The organism is Pseudomonas sp. Irchel s3a12 (genome assembly GCF_900187485.1).
GTDB classification, from domain to species: domain Bacteria; phylum Pseudomonadota; class Gammaproteobacteria; order Pseudomonadales; family Pseudomonadaceae; genus Aquipseudomonas; species Aquipseudomonas neuropathica.
Map to the genome: position 1 here is coordinate 1 of NZ_FYDN01000027.1, position 16,654 is coordinate 16,654.

General features: G+C 60.0%; 17 protein-coding genes. 13 read left to right on the forward strand and 4 right to left on the reverse strand.

What is annotated here, in order from left to right; all coding sequences use genetic code 11:
* Positions 1 to 401: 401 nt before the first annotated feature.
* The 9 genes from mdcA (at position 402) to madM (ending at position 7,648) form a co-directional block, all read left to right on the forward strand.
* Positions 402 to 2,072, forward strand: a complete 1,671-nt coding sequence (gene mdcA / locus CKW14_RS28930; RefSeq protein ID WP_007913685.1) for a malonate decarboxylase subunit alpha — start codon at positions 402 to 404, stop codon at positions 2,070 to 2,072.
* Positions 2,072 to 2,944 carry a triphosphoribosyl-dephospho-CoA synthase gene (locus CKW14_RS28935; protein WP_095126649.1) on the forward strand — a complete coding sequence of 291 codons (873 nt, stop codon included), beginning with the start codon at positions 2,072 to 2,074 and terminating at the stop codon, positions 2,942 to 2,944. Before mdcA ends, CKW14_RS28935 begins: the two co-directional genes overlap by 1 nt.
* The gene (locus CKW14_RS28940) at positions 2,944 to 3,243 is read left to right on the forward strand and encodes a malonate decarboxylase subunit delta (protein WP_095126650.1); all 300 of its coding nucleotides are present in this window, start codon (positions 2,944 to 2,946) and stop codon (positions 3,241 to 3,243) included. Before CKW14_RS28935 ends, CKW14_RS28940 begins: the two co-directional genes overlap by 1 nt.
* Positions 3,236 to 4,087, forward strand: a complete 852-nt coding sequence (locus CKW14_RS28945) for a biotin-independent malonate decarboxylase subunit beta (protein WP_095126651.1) — start codon at positions 3,236 to 3,238, stop codon at positions 4,085 to 4,087. Before CKW14_RS28940 ends, CKW14_RS28945 begins: the two co-directional genes overlap by 8 nt.
* Positions 4,084 to 4,869, forward strand: a complete 786-nt coding sequence (gene mdcE / locus CKW14_RS28950) for a biotin-independent malonate decarboxylase subunit gamma (RefSeq protein WP_095126652.1) — start codon at positions 4,084 to 4,086, stop codon at positions 4,867 to 4,869. The genes CKW14_RS28945 and mdcE overlap by 4 nt, the downstream gene beginning before the upstream one ends.
* Complete coding sequence (locus CKW14_RS28955; RefSeq protein ID WP_095126653.1) at positions 4,863 to 5,483, forward strand: malonate decarboxylase holo-ACP synthase; 621 nt, start codon at positions 4,863 to 4,865, stop codon at positions 5,481 to 5,483. Before mdcE ends, CKW14_RS28955 begins: the two co-directional genes overlap by 7 nt.
* A complete protein-coding gene (mdcH, locus tag CKW14_RS28960; RefSeq protein ID WP_095126654.1) occupies positions 5,480 to 6,400 on the forward strand; it encodes a malonate decarboxylase subunit epsilon in 921 nt (306 codons plus the stop codon). Before CKW14_RS28955 ends, mdcH begins: the two co-directional genes overlap by 4 nt.
* 65 nt (positions 6,401 to 6,465) lie before the next feature.
* Entirely contained in the window at positions 6,466 to 6,882 is a 417-nt protein-coding gene (gene madL, locus CKW14_RS28965) for a malonate transporter subunit MadL (protein ID WP_095126655.1), read from the forward strand.
* Between the two features lies 1 nt (position 6,883).
* Positions 6,884 to 7,648, forward strand: a complete 765-nt coding sequence (madM, locus tag CKW14_RS28970) for a malonate transporter subunit MadM (protein WP_095049482.1) — start codon at positions 6,884 to 6,886, stop codon at positions 7,646 to 7,648.
* Between the two features lie 189 nt (positions 7,649 to 7,837).
* Here the strand turns inward: madM and CKW14_RS28975 are convergent, their stop codons facing one another.
* The gene (locus tag CKW14_RS28975) at positions 7,838 to 8,758 is read right to left on the reverse strand and encodes a LysR substrate-binding domain-containing protein (protein WP_095049483.1); all 921 of its coding nucleotides are present in this window, start codon (positions 8,756 to 8,758) and stop codon (positions 7,838 to 7,840) included.
* Positions 8,759 to 8,967: 209 nt separating this feature from the next.
* On the opposite strand from CKW14_RS28975, the gene CKW14_RS28980 reads away from it, so the two are divergent.
* Entirely contained in the window at positions 8,968 to 9,585 is a 618-nt protein-coding gene (locus CKW14_RS28980; protein ID WP_047596560.1) for a hemolysin III family protein, read from the forward strand.
* A gap of 135 nt (positions 9,586 to 9,720) precedes the next feature.
* Here the strand turns inward: CKW14_RS28980 and CKW14_RS28985 are convergent, their stop codons facing one another.
* Both CKW14_RS28985 and CKW14_RS28990 read right to left on the reverse strand, forming a co-directional pair.
* A complete protein-coding gene (locus CKW14_RS28985; RefSeq protein ID WP_095126656.1) occupies positions 9,721 to 10,440 on the reverse strand; it encodes a 16S rRNA (uracil(1498)-N(3))-methyltransferase in 720 nt (239 codons plus the stop codon).
* 132 nt (positions 10,441 to 10,572) lie between these two features.
* On the reverse strand, positions 10,573 to 11,979 hold the full coding sequence (locus tag CKW14_RS28990; protein WP_095049484.1) for an adenosylmethionine--8-amino-7-oxononanoate transaminase: 1,407 nt from the start codon (positions 11,977 to 11,979) through the stop codon (positions 10,573 to 10,575).
* A gap of 223 nt (positions 11,980 to 12,202) precedes the next feature.
* Here CKW14_RS28990 and CKW14_RS28995 point away from each other — a divergent pair, with 223 nt between their 5' ends.
* The gene (locus CKW14_RS28995; protein ID WP_095126657.1) at positions 12,203 to 13,966 is read left to right on the forward strand and encodes a flavin monoamine oxidase family protein; all 1,764 of its coding nucleotides are present in this window, start codon (positions 12,203 to 12,205) and stop codon (positions 13,964 to 13,966) included.
* Positions 13,967 to 14,340: 374 nt separating this feature from the next.
* Here CKW14_RS28995 and CKW14_RS29000 read toward each other — a convergent pair whose 3' ends face one another.
* Entirely contained in the window at positions 14,341 to 14,838 is a 498-nt protein-coding gene (locus CKW14_RS29000) for a hypothetical protein (RefSeq protein WP_095049505.1), read from the reverse strand.
* 320 nt (positions 14,839 to 15,158) lie between these two features.
* Here CKW14_RS29000 and CKW14_RS29005 point away from each other — a divergent pair, with 320 nt between their 5' ends.
* Positions 15,159 to 15,710, forward strand: a complete 552-nt coding sequence (locus CKW14_RS29005) for a cytochrome b (protein ID WP_095049486.1) — start codon at positions 15,159 to 15,161, stop codon at positions 15,708 to 15,710.
* 31 nt (positions 15,711 to 15,741) lie between these two features.
* Positions 15,742 to 16,320, forward strand: coding sequence for a YceI family protein (locus CKW14_RS29010; RefSeq protein WP_038358767.1), 579 nt, complete (start codon positions 15,742 to 15,744; stop codon positions 16,318 to 16,320).
* Positions 16,321 to 16,654: the final 334 nt, after the last annotated feature.

Consider the following 16,654-nt stretch of genomic DNA (forward strand, 5'->3'; position numbering starts at 1 on the left):
TTCACTCGTTGATCCATTGGGGACTCTTGATTCCAGGGCATGGTCAGCACCTCCTGACCATGATTAATACCTGTAAACCATGTCCCCGGTCTCAAACGTAAAGGATGTACCCGGTCTTTACCCACCCCAGCCCTCTCCCGGAGGGAGAGGGGGCCGACCGTGGGATGCTCACAAGTTACGCCGACCTGAAAATACTGCTGTGAATCCATAATCGACTCGGTGGGGCTGGTCGATGTATGGCGCCAGACACCTCGGTCGGTCCCCTCTCCCTCCGGGAGAGGGCTAGGGTGAGGGCGCTCTTGATCATTACGCTCAGCGTAATGATTCACCACCGCGCTTGATTGATGCCCCCACCCCACACGCCTACCTTAGCTCCACGACAGCGAACCCGTGGAGTGAGCATGACAACAACAATTTCCCCCGACTCGCGCTGGACGCGGCGGCGCGATGAGAAGCAGCGCCGGCTCGACAAGGTGCGCGGGCTGGCCGACGGTGTGGTGTTGCCCACCGACAAGATCGTCGCCGCGCTCGAAGCGCTGATTCATCCCGGCGACCGTGTGGTGCTGGAGGGCAACAACCAGAAGCAGGCGGATTTTCTTTCGCGCTCGCTGGCCAAGGCCGACCCGGAAAAGCTCCACGACCTGCACATGATCATGCCCAGCGTCGGTCGCTCCGAGCACCTCGACCTGTTCGAACGCGGCATCGCCCGCAAGCTAGATTTCTCCTTCGCCGGCACCCAGAGCCTGCGCATCAGCCAGTTGCTTGAAGACGGCTTGCTGGAAGTCGGCGCGATCCACACTTACATCGAACTCTACGCGCGGCTGGTGGTGGACCTGATCCCCAATGTCGTGCTCTCCGCCGGGTTCATGGCCGACCGCGCCGGCAATATCTATACCGGCCCGAGCACCGAAGACACGCCGGCACTGATCGAACCGGCGGCGTTCAGCGACGGCATCGTCATCGTCCAGGTCAACCAGTTGGTCGACGACGTCAGCGAACTGCCCCGCGTGGACATCCCGGCGTCGTGGGTCGATTTCGTCGTGGTGGCGGACAAGCCGTTCTACATCGAACCGCTGTTCACCCGCGACCCACGCCATATCAAACCGGTGCACGTGTTGATGGCGATGATGGCGATTCGCGGGATCTACGAAAAACACAACGTGCAGTCGCTCAACCACGGCATCGGTTTCAACACCGCCGCCATCGAATTGATCCTGCCGACCTACGGCGAGTCTCTTGGCTTGAAGGGCAAAATCTGCCGCAACTGGACGCTCAACCCGCACCCGACGTTGATCCCGGCGATCGAGAGCGGCTGGGTCGAAAGCGTGCATTGCTTCGGCACCGAACTCGGCATGGAAAACTACATCGCCGCGCGTCCGGACGTGTTCTTCACCGGCCGCGACGGCTCGTTGCGTTCCAACCGGATGTTCTGCCAACTCGCCGGGCAGTACGCGGTGGATCTGTTTATCGGCGCGACGTTGCAGGTCGATGGCGATGGCCATTCCTCGACCGTCACCCGTGGCCGTCTCGCCGGTTTCGGTGGCGCGCCGAATATGGGCCACGACCCGCGCGGTCGGCGTCACGGCACCCCGGCGTGGCTGGACATGCGCCACGACGATTCGCAGCAACCGATGCTCGAACGCGGCAAGAAACTCGTGGTGCAAATGGTCGAGACCTTCCAGGAAGGCGGCAAACCGACCTTCGTCGAAACCCTCGACGCGGTCGAAGTGGCGAAGAAAAGTGGCATGCCGCTGGCGCCGATCATGATCTACGGCGACGACGTCACCCACTTGCTCACTGAAGAAGGCATCGCCTACCTGTACAAGGCGCGCTCGCTGGAAGAGCGCCAGGCAATGATCGCCGCGGTCGCCGGCGTTACCGCCATCGGCCTGCGCCACAACCCGAAAGACACCGAACGCATGCGCCGCGAAGGCCTGATCGCTTTGCCCGAAGACCTCGGCATCCGCCGCACCGACGCCACCCGCGAACTGCTCGCAGCAAAAAGCGTGGCCGATCTGGTCGAGTGGTCCGGCGGCCTGTACAACCCGCCCGCCAAATTCAGGAGCTGGTAATGCACGCACTTAACCTGCAAGCGAAACCGCTGTCCCTGGCTGATCGATTGGCTGATCTGGCGGTGGACGCGCTGATCGACGAAGCGGATCTGTCGCCGAAACCGGCGCTGGTCGACCGTCGCGGCAATGGCGCGCACACCGATCTGCACCTGGGCCTGATGCACGCTTCGGCGCTGTCGTTGTGGCCGGCGTTCAAGGAAATGGCGGAAGCGGCGGTTGCAATCGGCGAAGTCGATTCAACGTTACGCGAAGCGATTGGCCGCATCGGCCGTGAAGGCGAGCAAGCCATGCTCGCCACCACCAACGGTGTGAACACACATCGCGGTGCAATTTGGGCGCTGGGATTATTGGTGACGGCCGCTGCACTGGAACCGCAATCCTCCAGCGCCAATGCCGTCACCCTGCGCGCTGCACGTCTTGCCTTATTGGATGACCGCTACGCGCCGAAGCCGTTGAGCCACGGCGCCCAGGTCGCCCTGCGTTATGGCGCACGCGGCGCGCGTGAAGAAGCGCAACTCGGCTTCCCCTCGGTGCTGCAACGCGGCCTGCCACAACTCAAACGCAGCCGCGCTAACGGCCACGGCGAACAGAACGCCCGGCTCGATGCCTTGCTCGCGATCATGACGAATCTGGCCGACACCTGCGTGCTCTACCGCGCTGGTGAAGAGGGCCTGCACGCCATGCAGTCCGGCGCGCAAGCGGTGCTCGATGCCGGTGGCAGCGCCAGCCTCAGCGGTCGCCGTCGCTTGCACGAACTCGATCAACAACTCATCGCATTGAATGCCTCGCCCGGTGGCGCCGCCGACTTGCTCGCCGCCACGCTGCTGCTCGACCGTATCGAGCGCGACGGCATCCTTCAGGGAGCGTTTTGATGGAAACCCTATCGTTTGAATTCCCCGCCGGGCAGCCGCCACGCGGTCGTGCGCTGGTCGGTTGTGTCGGCTCGGGTGATCTGGAAGTGCTGATCGAACCGGGTCTGGCCGGCAAGCTGACGATCAATGTGCAGACCTCGGTGAACGGCGCGCAACTGCGCTGGCAGCACCTGTTTTCGCGGATGTTCGACGGCACCACCCCGCCGGCGATGGCTATTGATATCCACGACTTCGGCGCGACGCCGGGGGTGGTGCGTTTGCGTCTGGAGCAAGGTTTCGAGGAGATCGGCCATGACTGACAGCGCCGCGTTGCTCAACAAATACAGCTTCGTCGAACTCGGCGCGCGGCAACGGGCGAAGGCCTTGCTCGATGCCGGCAGTTTTCGTGAGTTGCTCGATCCGTTTCAACGGGTGATGTCGCCGTGGCTTGAACGTCAGGGCGTGGTGCCGCAGGCCGATGACGGCGTGGTGATTGCCAAGGGCAGCCTCGACGGGTTGCCGGTGGTGATTGCCGCGATTGAAGGCGCGTTTCAGGGCGGCAGCCTTGGCGAAGTCGGCGGGGCGAAGATTGCCGGCGCGCTGGAGCTGGCGGCTGAAGACAACCGCAAGGGCATCCCGACGCGCGCGGTGTTGTTGCTGGAAACCGGTGGTGTGCGTTTGCAGGAAGCCAATCTTGGGTTGGCGGCGATTGCTGATATTCATGCGGCGATTGTCGATTTGCAGCAGTACCAACCGGTGGTTGGGGTGGTGGCGGGCAGCGTTGGTTGTTTCGGCGGTATGTCGATTGCGGCGGCGCTGTGCAGCTATTTGCTGGTGACTCAGGAAGCACGCCTCGGTTTGAACGGCCCGCAAGTGATCGAGCAAGAGGCCGGGATCGAAGAATACGACTCCCGCGACCGGCCGTTCATTTGGAGCCTGACCGGTGGCGAGCAGCGTTTCGCCAGTGGTCTGGTGGATCGGTATGTCGCCGATGATGTGGCGAGGATTCGTCAGCAGGTCGGCGAGTTGCTGCAGCAAGGTTTGCCGAAGCAACCTCGCAGCCAGCGCGCCGAATGGTTCCTGCAACGCCTGAGCAGTCTGAACACTGACCCGCAAATCGAACCGTCGGTGGTTCGCGATCTGTATCAAGGAGAGCGCTCATGAGCGGTTATTCGCTGCGCGGTTTGAACTGGTTCAACGCCTTGAGCGCGGGCGCTGTGGTGGTTGAAGGTCTGCCGGCCTCGTTGAAGGTTGCTGACGGTTATCTGGGGCGTTTTATCGCTGTGGTCGCTGACCCGGACAATCGTTTTCCACGTGCTCGCAATGGCGAAGTCGGCTTGCTTGAAGGCTGGGGGCTGGCCAAGGCTGTGGATGACGCGATCACGGCTGACCGCGACAAAGCGCAGAAACGCCCGATCATCGCCATCGTCGATGTGCCGAGCCAGGCTTATGGTCGGCGCGAAGAAGCGCTTGGCATTCATCAGGCGCTGGCCGGTGCGGCGGACAGTTATGCCCGCGCACGTTTGGCCGGGCATCCGGTGATTGCATTGCTGGTGGGCAAGGCGATGTCCGGGGCGTTTCTGGCGCATGGTTATCAGGCCAACCGTTTGATTGCGTTGCGCGATCCCGGCGTGATGGTGCATGCGATGGGCAAGGCGTCGGCGGCGCGAGTGACGTTGCGCAGTGTTGAAGAGCTGGAAGCGCTGGCCGCCAGTGTGCCGCCGATGGCTTATGACATCGACAGCTACGCGAGCCTCGGATTGCTCTGGGAAACCCTGTCGGTGCAACAGATTGAGCAGCCGACGGCGGAGGATCTATCGAGAGTTAACGAGTGCCTTAAACAAGCCATCGGAGATATCGCCAGCACTGACTTGAGCAATCGCCTCGGCGCTAAAAATCGTGCTGCTTCCAGCCGTGTGCGCGAACTGTTGAGGGCGCAGTGGTGAGCACGCCTCTGGCCCACGATCTGCTCTGGGGTATGACCCCGGCGCAGTTGCCGGCAGATGCGCCGCTGTGGGCAGTCGAGTCATTGGCCGCCGGGCAACCGGTGGCAGTGCGGCGGGCGTTGAGTGCTGAAGGTTTTGTCGCGGTGGGCGTTCGCGGTGTGTTGCGCGAGCAGCGGCTGGCGGCGTTTATGGCGCTCGATTCGATTGCCTGTCGGGTCAGCCCCGAAGCGCTGTGTCACGTCGACTGCGAGCGCGATCTGCCGGTCATGCAGGCGCTCAAACAGCTGCGGCCGATGCTCGACGATTGCGGTTGGGTCTGGGGTGTCAGCGGCAGTGTCGGGTTTGAATTGGCCAGCGGTTTTACCGCGATGCACGCGGCCAGCGATCTCGATTTGATTCTGCGTACACCGCAACTGATCACGCGTAATCAGGCACGCAAATTGGTTGCGGTTTTTGATCCGGCCGTGTGCCGGGTCGACCTGCAATTGCAGACGCCATTCGGTGCTGTGGCGTTGCGTGAATGGGCTAGCGGTTCGGCGCGGGTGCTGCTGAAAAATGCTCATCAGGCTTGCCTGGTGATCGATCCGTGGAACCCGCAGGAGCAGGCAGCGTGAGCAGTCTGCTGGTGTTCCCCGGCCAGGGCGCGCAGCAGGCGGGCATGCTGCAGCGCTTGCCTCGGGAAACGTTGACCGAGGCCAGCGATGTGCTCGGTGAAGACGTATCGCTACTCGACTCTAGCGAAGCGTTGCGCACGACGAGGGCGGTTCAGCTGTGCCTGCTGATCGCCGGCGTCGCGGCTTCACGGCAGTTGTTGCAGGACGGACTCACGGCGGATTACGTCGCCGGCCTGTCCATCGGTGCTTATCCGGCAGCGGTGGTTGCCGGCGCCTTGAGCTTCAGCGACGCGTTGCATCTGGTCAGCCTGCGTGGCGGGTTGATGCAACAGGCTTATCCACAAGGCTACGGCATGACCGCGATCATCGGCCTGCAATTATCCACAGTCGAAACGCTGCTGGCGCAGGTACACAGCGCAGATTCGCCGGTGTTTCTGGCCAACATCAATGCGGATAACCAAGTAGTGATCGCCGGCAGTGACGAGGCGATGCAAGCCGTGGCCGAACTGGCGCGCAGTCGTGGCGCTGGTCTGGCGAAACGCCTGGCAGTGAGTGTGCCGTCGCACTGTCCGCTGCTGGAGGCACCTGCACAAACCCTCGCCGAGGCCTTCGCCAAGTTCGAACTGAAAAACCCGAAAATCGCTTACCTGAGCGGCAGTCGCGCGCGCCCTGTGAGCAAAGTCGAAGCGCTGCGCGACGACCTCGCTTTCAACATGTGCCGCGTGGTGGATTGGCGCGGCACCGTACAAAGCGCCTACGAGCGTGGCGTACGTTTACAGATCGAACTGCCGCCCCGTGCGGTGCTGACCGGGCTGGCGCGCCGGGTGTTCGAGCAGGGCACGGTCACGGCCTTCGACAGTGCGCGTCTCGACACCTTGCAGGCGCTGTTGCGTGAGGAGGGTGGCCGCCAACTCTAAAACCGCCGACTCAAGCTTCGAACAACAAAAACAACATTCGACGATGCACTTTGAGGACTACAACAATGATTATTTACGGTGTGGCGCTGCTCGCGATCTGTACGCTGGCAGGGGTGATCATAGGTGACATGCTCGGCGTGTTGTTGGGCGTCAAATCCAATGTCGGCGGGGTCGGCATTGCCATGATTCTGCTGATCTGCGCGCGGTTGTGGATGCAGAAACGCGGCGGCATGACCAAGGATTGCGAGATGGGCGTCGGCTTTTGGGGCGCGATGTACATTCCGGTGGTGGTGGCGATGGCCGCGCAACAGAACGTCGTCACCGCGCTGCACGGCGGCACGGTCGCAGTGCTGGCGGCGATTGGTTCGGTGGTGGTCTGCGGTTTTACGATTGCCCTGATCAGCCGCACTCACAAGGGCGAGCCACTGCCTGACGAGCCGGTGGAAATCTCCCCGGTCGGCACGCCAGTAGGAGGCCGCTGATATGTGGGATCTCATCGAGAAAGGTCTGGAACACAACGGCTTGGTCACTGCCTTCGCTTTTGTCGGCGTGATCATGTGGGTGTCGGTGATTCTGTCCAAACGCCTGACGTTCGGACGCATTCACGGCTCGGCGATTGCCATCGTCATCGGTCTGGTATTGGCGTGGGTCGGCGGCACCATGACCGGCGGGCAGAAGGGGCTAGCGGATCTGACGCTGTTCTCCGGCATCGGCCTGATGGGCGGGGCGATGCTGCGTGACTTTGCGATTGTGGCCACGGCGTTTGAAGTGCAGGCGACCGAGGCGAAGAAGGCCGGGTTGATTGGTGTGATTGCGCTGCTGTTGGGCACGATCCTGCCGTTTATTGTTGGCGCGTGCATGGCCTGGGCGTTTGGTTATCGCGATGCGGTGAGCATGACCACTATTGGCGCGGGCGCGGTGACTTACATTGTCGGGCCAGTGACGGGCGCGGCGATTGGCGCGACCTCGGATGTGATGGCCTTGTCGATTGCCACCGGGTTGATCAAGGCGATTCTGGTGATGGTCGGCACGCCGGTCGCGGCGCGCTGGATGGGCTTGGATAACCCGCGTTCGGCGATGGTGTTTGGTGGTTTGGCCGGGACTGTCAGCGGCGTTACAGCTGGGTTGGCGGCGACGGATCGGCGGTTGGTGCCTTATGGGGCGTTGACGGCTACGTTCCACACCGGGCTTGGTTGCTTGCTGGGGCCATCGCTGTTGTTCTTCATTGTTCGCGGGATTGTGGGTTGAAGATCAAAAGCCCCTCACCCTAGCCCTCTCCCGGAGGGAGAGGGGACTGACCGCGTTGGATGTTGGAGGTACGCCGACCTGAAATTTCCGAGTCGAACTCAGGTCTTGAAATCTCCCCGATCTGCTCCCTTTCCCCCTCTACCCCTTGGGGGAGAGGGCTGGGGTGAGGGGGTAGCTCTTGATCTTGATCTAAACCCCAGCCTGGCGATTGGCATACATCCGACACTCCGCCAGCAACGCCAGCAAATTCGGATCCCTCTCCTTAGCCTTCAAGAACACCACGCCAATGTGCTGCTGCAACCGGTACTTCTCCTGCAACGGAATCAACTTCACCCGATTCTCATACACCGCCGCAATCCGCCCCGGCAGCAATGCATAACCCACCCCCGAACTGACCATGCTCAACAGCGTGAAAATGTCATTCACCTGCATCGCCACCTTCGGTTCAAACCCCGCCTGCCTGAATACCCGGTTACCGTCCTGATGCGTGGCAAAACCCTGAGTCAGGGTGATGAAAGTCTCATCGCGCACTTCAGCCAGATCCACTTCACTGCGTTGCGCGAACTTTGAATCCGCCGGTGTGGCGAGGAAGATGTCGTCGGAAAACAGCGCAATCTGCTCGCAATCCGGGTCGTTGATGCTGTCGTCCAGCGATACCAGAATCGCGTCGACTTCCATGTTTTTCAGCTTGTAGAGCAGGTCGATGTTCGAGCCGAGGATCAGGTCGATGTTGAGTTCGCTGCGGCGGATCTTCAGGCCCATGATCAGTTGCGGTACGGTTTTCACTGTCAGTGAATACAGCGAACCGAGTTTGAAGCGTTCGGCGGAGAACCCGGCGGCTTCGCGGGTCAGGCGTACGCTTTCGACGACGTCATTGATCAGCTTCTGCGCCCGTTCTTCGAGTACATAAGCGCTTTCCAGCGGCGTCAGGTTGCGCCCTTCGTGTTTGAACAGCGGGCAGCGCAGGGCGCTTTCCAGCGAGTGGATTGCGCGGTGCACGCTGACGTTGCTGGTCTGCAACTCGGCAGCGGCGCGGGCGAGGTTGCCGGTACGCATGAAGGCGAGGAACACCTCGAGTTTTTTCAGGGTCAATTCTTCGTCGATCAGCATGGCGCGGACTCTTTTTGGAATGCGTCGATTGTGCCTTGAACATCAAAAGATCGCAGCCTTCGGCAGCTCCTGCATTGGAATGCGATCACCCGTAGTAGCTGCCGAAGGCTGCGATCTTTTGATCTTGGCGTTGAACAGAAACATTGCGCTTTTACGCTCAAGGCCCGAGCCTTGCGCGCTGCGGTAACGAATATTGAGGTGAGCGATACATGTATCACGGAGAAAAACTCAACGCCTGGACGCATTTGGTCGGGGCAGTGGCAGCGTTTATCGGCGGCGTCTGGATGCTGGTGATCGCCAGCCTCGACGGCAGCCCGTGGAAGATTGTCAGTGTGGCGATCTACGCCTTTACCTTACTGGTGCTCTACAGCGCCTCGACCGTGTACCACAGCGTGCGCGGGCGCAAGAAAGCGATCATGAAGAAGGTTGATCACTTTTCGATCTACCTGTTGATCGCCGGCAGTTACACGCCGTTCTGCCTGGTGACCCTGCGCGGACCGTGGGGCTGGACGTTGTTCGGGATTGTCTGGGGGTTAGCGCTGATTGGCATCCTGCAGGAGATCAAACCGCGTTCGGAAGCGCGGATTCTGTCGATCGTGATTTATGCGGTGATGGGCTGGATTGTGTTGGTGGCGGTCAAACCGCTGATTGCGGCGCTGGGTACGACAGGTTTTGCCTGGCTGGCGTCGGGCGGGGTTTTGTACACGGTGGGGATTATCTTTTTTGCCCTGGATCACCGGCTGCGGCATGCGCATGGGATCTGGCATTTGTTTGTGATTGCGGGGAGTTTGCTGCACTTTGTGGCGATTCTGTTTTATGTCCTGTAGCCCGGCTGACTGATCGTTCCCCACGCTCTGCGTGGTAACGCCTCCTGTGACGCTCTGCGTCACGCTGTTTGGGACGCGGAGCGTCCCGGGCTGCATTCCCACGCAGAGCGTGGGAATGCAGCCCGGCAAAAAGGTTTAGAAATCACCCCAAAGCTGTTGGGCCACCGCCAGTGCAACCACCGGCGCAGTTTCAGTGCGCAGCACGCGCGGGCCGAGGCGGGCGGCGTGGAAACCGTTGCCTTTGGCTTGCTCGACTTCGGCATCCGTCAAACCGCCCTCAGGCCCGATCAAGAACGCCAGCGTCGCCGGTTTGGCATGACTCACCAACGGCTCCGCCACCGGGTGCAGCACCAGTTTCAACTCGGCTTCGGTTTGCTTGATCCAGTCCGCCAACAAAACCGGCGGATGAATCACCGGTACCCGCGAACGACCGCATTGCTCGCAAGCGCTGATCGCCACCTGGCGCCAGTGCAGCAGGCGTTTGTCGGCGCGTTCGTCCTTGAGGCGGACTTCGCAGCGGTCGCTGAAGATTGGGGTGATTTCATTCACGCCCAGTTCGGTGGCTTTCTGAATGGCCCAGTCCATTCGCTCGCCACGGGACAGGCCCTGGCCGAGGTGGATGTGCAGCGGCGATTCGACCTGCCCCGCGAATTGCTCGTCGATCTGCACGGTCACGCGTTTCTTGCCGACTTCCACCAGCGAACCGCGAAACTCATGGCCGGAACCGTCGAACAGCTGCACCGCATCGCCCTCGGCCATGCGCAGCACGCGGCTGATGTAATGCGCCTGGGCCTCCGGCAATTCGTGTTCGCCAGTGCTCAGGGGGGCGTCGATAAAGAAGCGGGACAGTCTCATTTCGGGTCTCTCAGATTAGATCGTTCCCACACTCTGCGCGGGAATGCCTCAATGGACGCTCTGCGTCCGCTTTGGGACGCGGAGCGTCCCGGGCTGCATGCCCACGCGGAGCGTGGGAACGAGCGGTCACGGTTAGCCTGGGTCACGGAAGCCGGGATGGAAGTCTTTCGGCACGGCGACGCTGACGCTGTCACGCGTAGCGATGTCGATGCCTTCGCTGGCCACTTCGGCGAGGAAGTCGATTTGCTCCGGGGTGATCACGTACGGCGGCAGGAAATACACCACGCTACCGAGCGGGCGCAGCAACGCGCCACGTTCCAGCGCATGCTGGAACACTTTCAAACCGCGACGTTCCTGCCAAGGGTAGGCCTCTTTCGTGGCTTTATCCTTGACCATCTCGATGGCCAGGACCATGCCGGTCTGACGCACTTCGGAGACGTTCGGGTGATCGACCAGATGCGCCGTCGCCGAGGCCATGTGCTGGGCCAGGGCCTTGTTGTTCTCGATGACGTTGTCCTGCTCGAAGATATCCAGCGTCGCCAGTGCCGCCGCGCACGCCAGCGGGTTGCCGGTGTAGCTGTGCGAATGGAGGAAGGCGCGCAGGGTTGGATAGTCGTCGTAGAACGCGCTGTAGACCTCATCGGTGGTCAGGCACGCCGCCAACGGCAGATAGCCGCCGGTCAGCGCCTTCGACAAGCAGAGGAAGTCCGGACGAATACCGGCCTGCTCGCAGGCAAACATCGTCCCGGTGCGACCGAAGCCGACGGCGATTTCATCGAGGATCAGGTGCACGCCATAACGGTCGCAGGCCTCGCGCAGCAACGTCAGATACACCGGGTGATACATGCGCATGCCGCCGGCACCCTGAATCAACGGCTCGACGATCACTGCCGCGACGCTGTCATGGTTCTCGGCCAAGGTCTGTTCCATGGCCGCGAACATGTTGCGCGAATGTTCCTCCCAACTCATGCCTTCGGGGCGCCCGTAGCAATCCGGGCTCGGCACCTTGATGGTGTCCATCAACAGCGCTTTGTAGGTTTCGGTGAACAGCGGCACGTCACCGACTGCCATCGCCGCCATGGTTTCACCGTGGTAGCTGTTGGTCAGGGTGACGAAGCGCTTCTTGTTTGGTTGGCCGCGATTGAGCCAGTAGTGAAAGCTCATTTTCAGCGCGACTTCGATGCAGGACGAACCGTTATCGGCGTAGAACACCCGGTTCAGGCCTTCCGGGGTCATCTTCACCAGACGCTCGGACAGTTCGATCACCGGTTGATGGCTGAAGCCAGCCAGAATCACGTGCTCCAGCTGATCGACCTGATCCTTGATGCGCTGATTGATGCGCGGGTTGGCGTGGCCAAACACGTTGACCCACCACGAGCTGACGGCGTCGAGGTAGCGCTTGCCTTCGAAGTCTTCGAGCCAGACGCCTTCGCCGCGCTTGATCGGGATCAGCGGCAGCTGTTCGTGGTCTTTCATCTGGGTGCAGGGATGCCACAACACCGCGAGGTCGCGTTGCATCCACTGGTTATTCAGGCCCATTTACAGTCTCCTCGAGGCGGCTCGCGTCAGGCGCGGGCAAACAATCGCGCAAGCCTATGCAATGCGTCGCGCGGGGACAACCCATTGTGTCGATTGAGCTACTTTGTATGAGCCGATAGACGTCGCTGGCGGCGTTTTGATGGCTAACGTATTCTTCGCGGTTCTTTGGGTCGTCTGACCCGCAAAACTGCTTTTTCCTACGTGTATTTCCGGAGTTCGCTGAATGTCTGTCGGTTGGCTGCGCGCCTGTGCGCTGGTGATGTTGGGGCTGTTCAGCGTTACAGCGCTGGCCAAGGATAAAACTGCAATCGTGATCGGCGGCGGCCTGTCGGGCCTGACCGCCGCTTATGAGCTGCAAAACAAAGGCTGGCAGGTCACCCTGCTGGAAGCCAAACCGAGCCTGGGGGGGCGCTCGGGCATGGCCACCAGCGAGTGGATCGGCAACGACAAGACCCAGCCAGTGCTGAACAAGTACGTCTCGACGTTCAAGCTGGGCACCACGCCGGCGCCGGAATTCGTGCGTACCCCGGGCTACCTGATCGACGGCGAGTATTTCTCTGCCGCCGATCTGGCGACCAAGCAGCCGGCCACCGCCGATGCCTTGAAGCGCTACCAGAAAACCCTCGATGATCTGGCGCGTTCGATTGACGACCCGCAAAACCCGGCGGCAACCAGCACCCTGCACGCGCTGGACCAGATCACCGTATCGAGCTGGCTCGACAAGCAGAACCTGCCAGCCACTGCGCGCCAGTTGATCAACCAGGACATCCGCACTCACTACGACGAGCCTTCGCGTCTGTCGCTGCTGTACTTCGCGCAGCAGAACCGCGTGTATCGCGGCATCTCCGACCGTGACCTGCGCGCTTCGCGTCTGGTCGGCGGCAGCCAAGTGCTGGCGCAGGCGTTCGTCAAACAGATCAAAACCATCAAGACCAACTCGCCGGTGTCGGCGATCACTCAGGACAAGGACGGCGTGACCGTCAAGGTCGGCAGTGTTGGCTATCAGGCCGACTACGTTGTGCTGGCTGTGCCGCTGCGTGCACTGAACAAGATTGCCCTGACCCCGGCGCTGGACGCTCAGCATCTGGCTGCGATTAAGGGCACCAACTACGGCTGGCGCGACCAGATCATGCTGAAGTTCAAGACGCCGGTGTGGGAAAGCAAGGCGCGCATGTCTGGCGAGATCTATAGCAACACCGGTCTCGGCATGTTGTGGATCGAGCCAGCCCTGAAGGGCGGCGCCAACGTGGTGATCAACCTGTCCGGCGACAATGCCCGCGTGATGCAGGCCTTCGGCGACAAACAGATGGTCGATCAGGTACTGATTCGTCTGCACGCGTTTTATCCACAGGCCCGTGGCTCGTTCACCGGTTATGAAATCCGTCGCTACAGCACCGACCCGTCGATGGGCGGCGCGTACCTGGCTTACGGCCCGGGGCAGATCAGCAAGTTCTGGCGTCTGTGGGAACGTCCGCTGCAACGCGTGACGTTCGCTGGCGAACACACCGACACCTTGTACCCGGGCACCCTGGAAGGTGCGCTGCGCACCGGTCAGCGTGCGGCCAGTCAGGTTGAAGATCTGGCTGCGGGCAAGTCGTTTGAACCGGCGAAAGTAGTGCCGGCTGCAGCAGCGGCGGGCGCGGCGGGTGCCGTGGCGGCGAAGAAGGGCAACTTCTTCAGCAACCTGTTCGGTGGTTCGGATGACGAGAAGAAGCCTGAGCCAGTGAAGGCGCCAGAGCCGGCTCCGGTCGCACCAGCGCCTGCGCCGACTCCGGCACCTGCGCCAGCTCCGGTGGAACCGCCGAAGCCTGCGGCACCAGTGAAAGCTGAACCGGCGAAGAAAGCAGCGGCCAAGCCAGCGGTGAAGAAACCAGCGGCTAAAACCGAGGCGAAAAAGCCTGCGGCGAAACCGGCAGCGAAGAAGGCTGAGCCGGCGAAGAAGCCAGCGGCCAAGCCGGCAGCCACCACTGAGACCAAGGCGCAGTAGGCCTTTGCTTCAATAAAAAAAACGCGGCCACACGGGCCGCGTTTTTTTTTGCCAGAAGCGCGCACTTCGATCCTTCCCGGTGCAGTCTCAAGGCTTACCTTTGCGCAGGACACTTCCCACAAAACAATCGGAACGAAATGATAGCGGGTGCCTGAGCTCCAACTTTATGCTTGAAGAAATTGGAGTCGCTTGATGAAAAGACTTACGGTAATACTTCTGTTGATGACACTTTCCGGTTGTGCCAATGGGCGTTTCTTTCCAGGTGGATATAACGCAGAACTTGCGTATCAATGCAAGATTGATCCCTACAGTGCCGATTGCTTGCAGCCGCCGCCAGTTTTCACCAACTAATCAATCAAAAGAGCGTTGGCTTGTTAAAAGTCCCATTTATAGAACTCGGTGCCGTTCGGTAACTTTCTGAGCCAGCGCTGCTTGGGTTTTCGAATCCGCCCGGGGATAAAACCGAAGCGAGCCCAACGCAGGTTGCCGTTGCGCTGATCGTAAATGACCAGATTGCCATCGTCCTGCATCGTCAGGTAAGTGTTGTACCACAGCGACTTTTCGAGGCTGTGGGTACTTTCGGCAATCCATAGTCGCCGTCTGGAAGGGTCGAAGAGAAATCCGTTATTACTGACGACAAATTGTAGTGGTTCACGCATCTTCTTTGGATGCAGAGTTGCACTGTAAGGTTGATTGTTGTCGGCAATCCAGACTAATGCTTCACCTTCTTTTATCACCAGATTGCCATCGCTCTGCAATAACAACCGATATCGACCGTTCTCGGATTGCAGGTATTGGCCCGGAGACATTGTCTGGTTTGGTGGTAACTCGGAAGTGCCACTTGCTTGAAAGGGGCTATAACGAAGCGCCATGTTTTTCACCTTTTCAATGAATGATTGAGTCATCATTTGATCAGGGGCAAGCGGTCAACTAGCGATACATAGTTATTAAATGAATTTTCTTTTTCTGCGAATTTTTTGTGATCACTGCCTGCTCCGCGGCGCGCCGGAGCAGAAGGAGAATCGCGCCCCGTGGTCCGAGCGCTGCGCGGTAGAATCGCCTTTAATCTTTCCTTAACGCGCCACTTCCAGACTCTTGATCGTATTTCTCGATATTTCAAAGCAAAATTTTCCGCTTTAATTCGATAGATAACTCGCTAGTCTTGGTTCGCAGTTCTCACAGGATTTGGGCAATGCAGCTACGTAACTCTTCTTCGCGCTATGGTTGGGTCAGCATCTTCATGCACTGGGGTGTGGCGCTGGTGGTCTTCGGGCTGTTCGCGTTGGGCCTGTGGATGGTCGGGCTGGATTACTACAGCAGCTGGCGCAAAGAGGCGCCGGATCTGCACAAGAGTATCGGTCTGGTGCTGTTGGGTGTGATGGTGTTGCGGGTGCTGTGGCGCTTTATCAGCCCACCGCCGCCGACGCTGCAAAGCTACAGCCGCATGACCCGCATCGGCGCCAAGTTCGGCCATGGGTTTCTGTATCTGGGGCTGTTCGCTGTGATGCTTGCCGGTTACCTGATTTCCACCGCAGACGGTGTCGGGATCCCGGTGTTTGGCCTGTTTGAAGTTCCTGCACTGGTTTCCGGGCTACCGGATCAGGCAGATACCGCTGGGGTGATTCATCTCTGGCTCGCGTGGGCACTGGTAATTTTTTCCGGCCTCCATGCGTTGGCAGCATTGAAGCACCACTTTATCGATCGTGATGCGACCCTGACGCGAATGCTCGGTCGCAAAGCCTGAAATTCAACCTCGACTCAAAGGAAAAGAAAGCATGTTGAAAAAGACTCTGGCCGCTCTGGCAATCGGTTCTGCACTGCTCTCGGCTGGTCAGGCCATGGCTGCGGACTACAAAATCGACAAGGAAGGTCAGCACGCCTTCGTTGACTGGAAAATCAGCCATCTGGGCTACAGCTTCATTCACGGTACTTTCAAAGATTTCGACGGTACGTTCTCGTGGGATTCGGCCAAGCCTGAAGCCAGCAAGATCTCGGTTGATGTGAAAACCGCCAGCCTGTGGTCGAACCACGCTGAACGTGACAAGCACATCGCCAGCAAAGACTTCCTCGACGTTGGCAAATTTGCTGATGCCAAGTTCGTCTCCACCGCCGTTAAATCGACCGGTGAAAAGACTGCTGATGTGACTGGCGACCTGACCCTGCACGGTGTGACCAAGCCTGTGACCTTCAAGGCTACGTTCAACGGCGAAGGCAAGGATCCATGGGGCGGCGAACGCGCTGGCTTCAACGCCAAGACCACCCTCAACCTGAACGATTTCGGGATCAAGGGCCCAGGTCCTACCTCGCAAACCGCAGATCTGGACATCTCGCTGGAAGGCGTGAAAGTTAAATAACTTTTGCTCTGCCACACAAAAACGCCCCCGGTCGAAAGATCGGGGGCGTTTTTTATTGCCTACGACACACACGCATCCCCTGTGGGAGCGAGCCTGCTCGCGAAGGCGGCGGGTCAGTCAGCAATGATGTTGGCGAATGACCGCTTTCGCGAGCAGGCTCGCTCCCACAGGGGATATGCGGTGATTCAGGGGTATTTGTGGCGGCATAAAAAAAGGTTCTTCACGGAATCCCGGGAAAGACAGAAACAAGAACGCCGATTTGATTGATGATGTTCGTGCGAGCAAACACATCTAACAAACCGGCGTTCTTATGCGCGATATTAATACTTTCCTT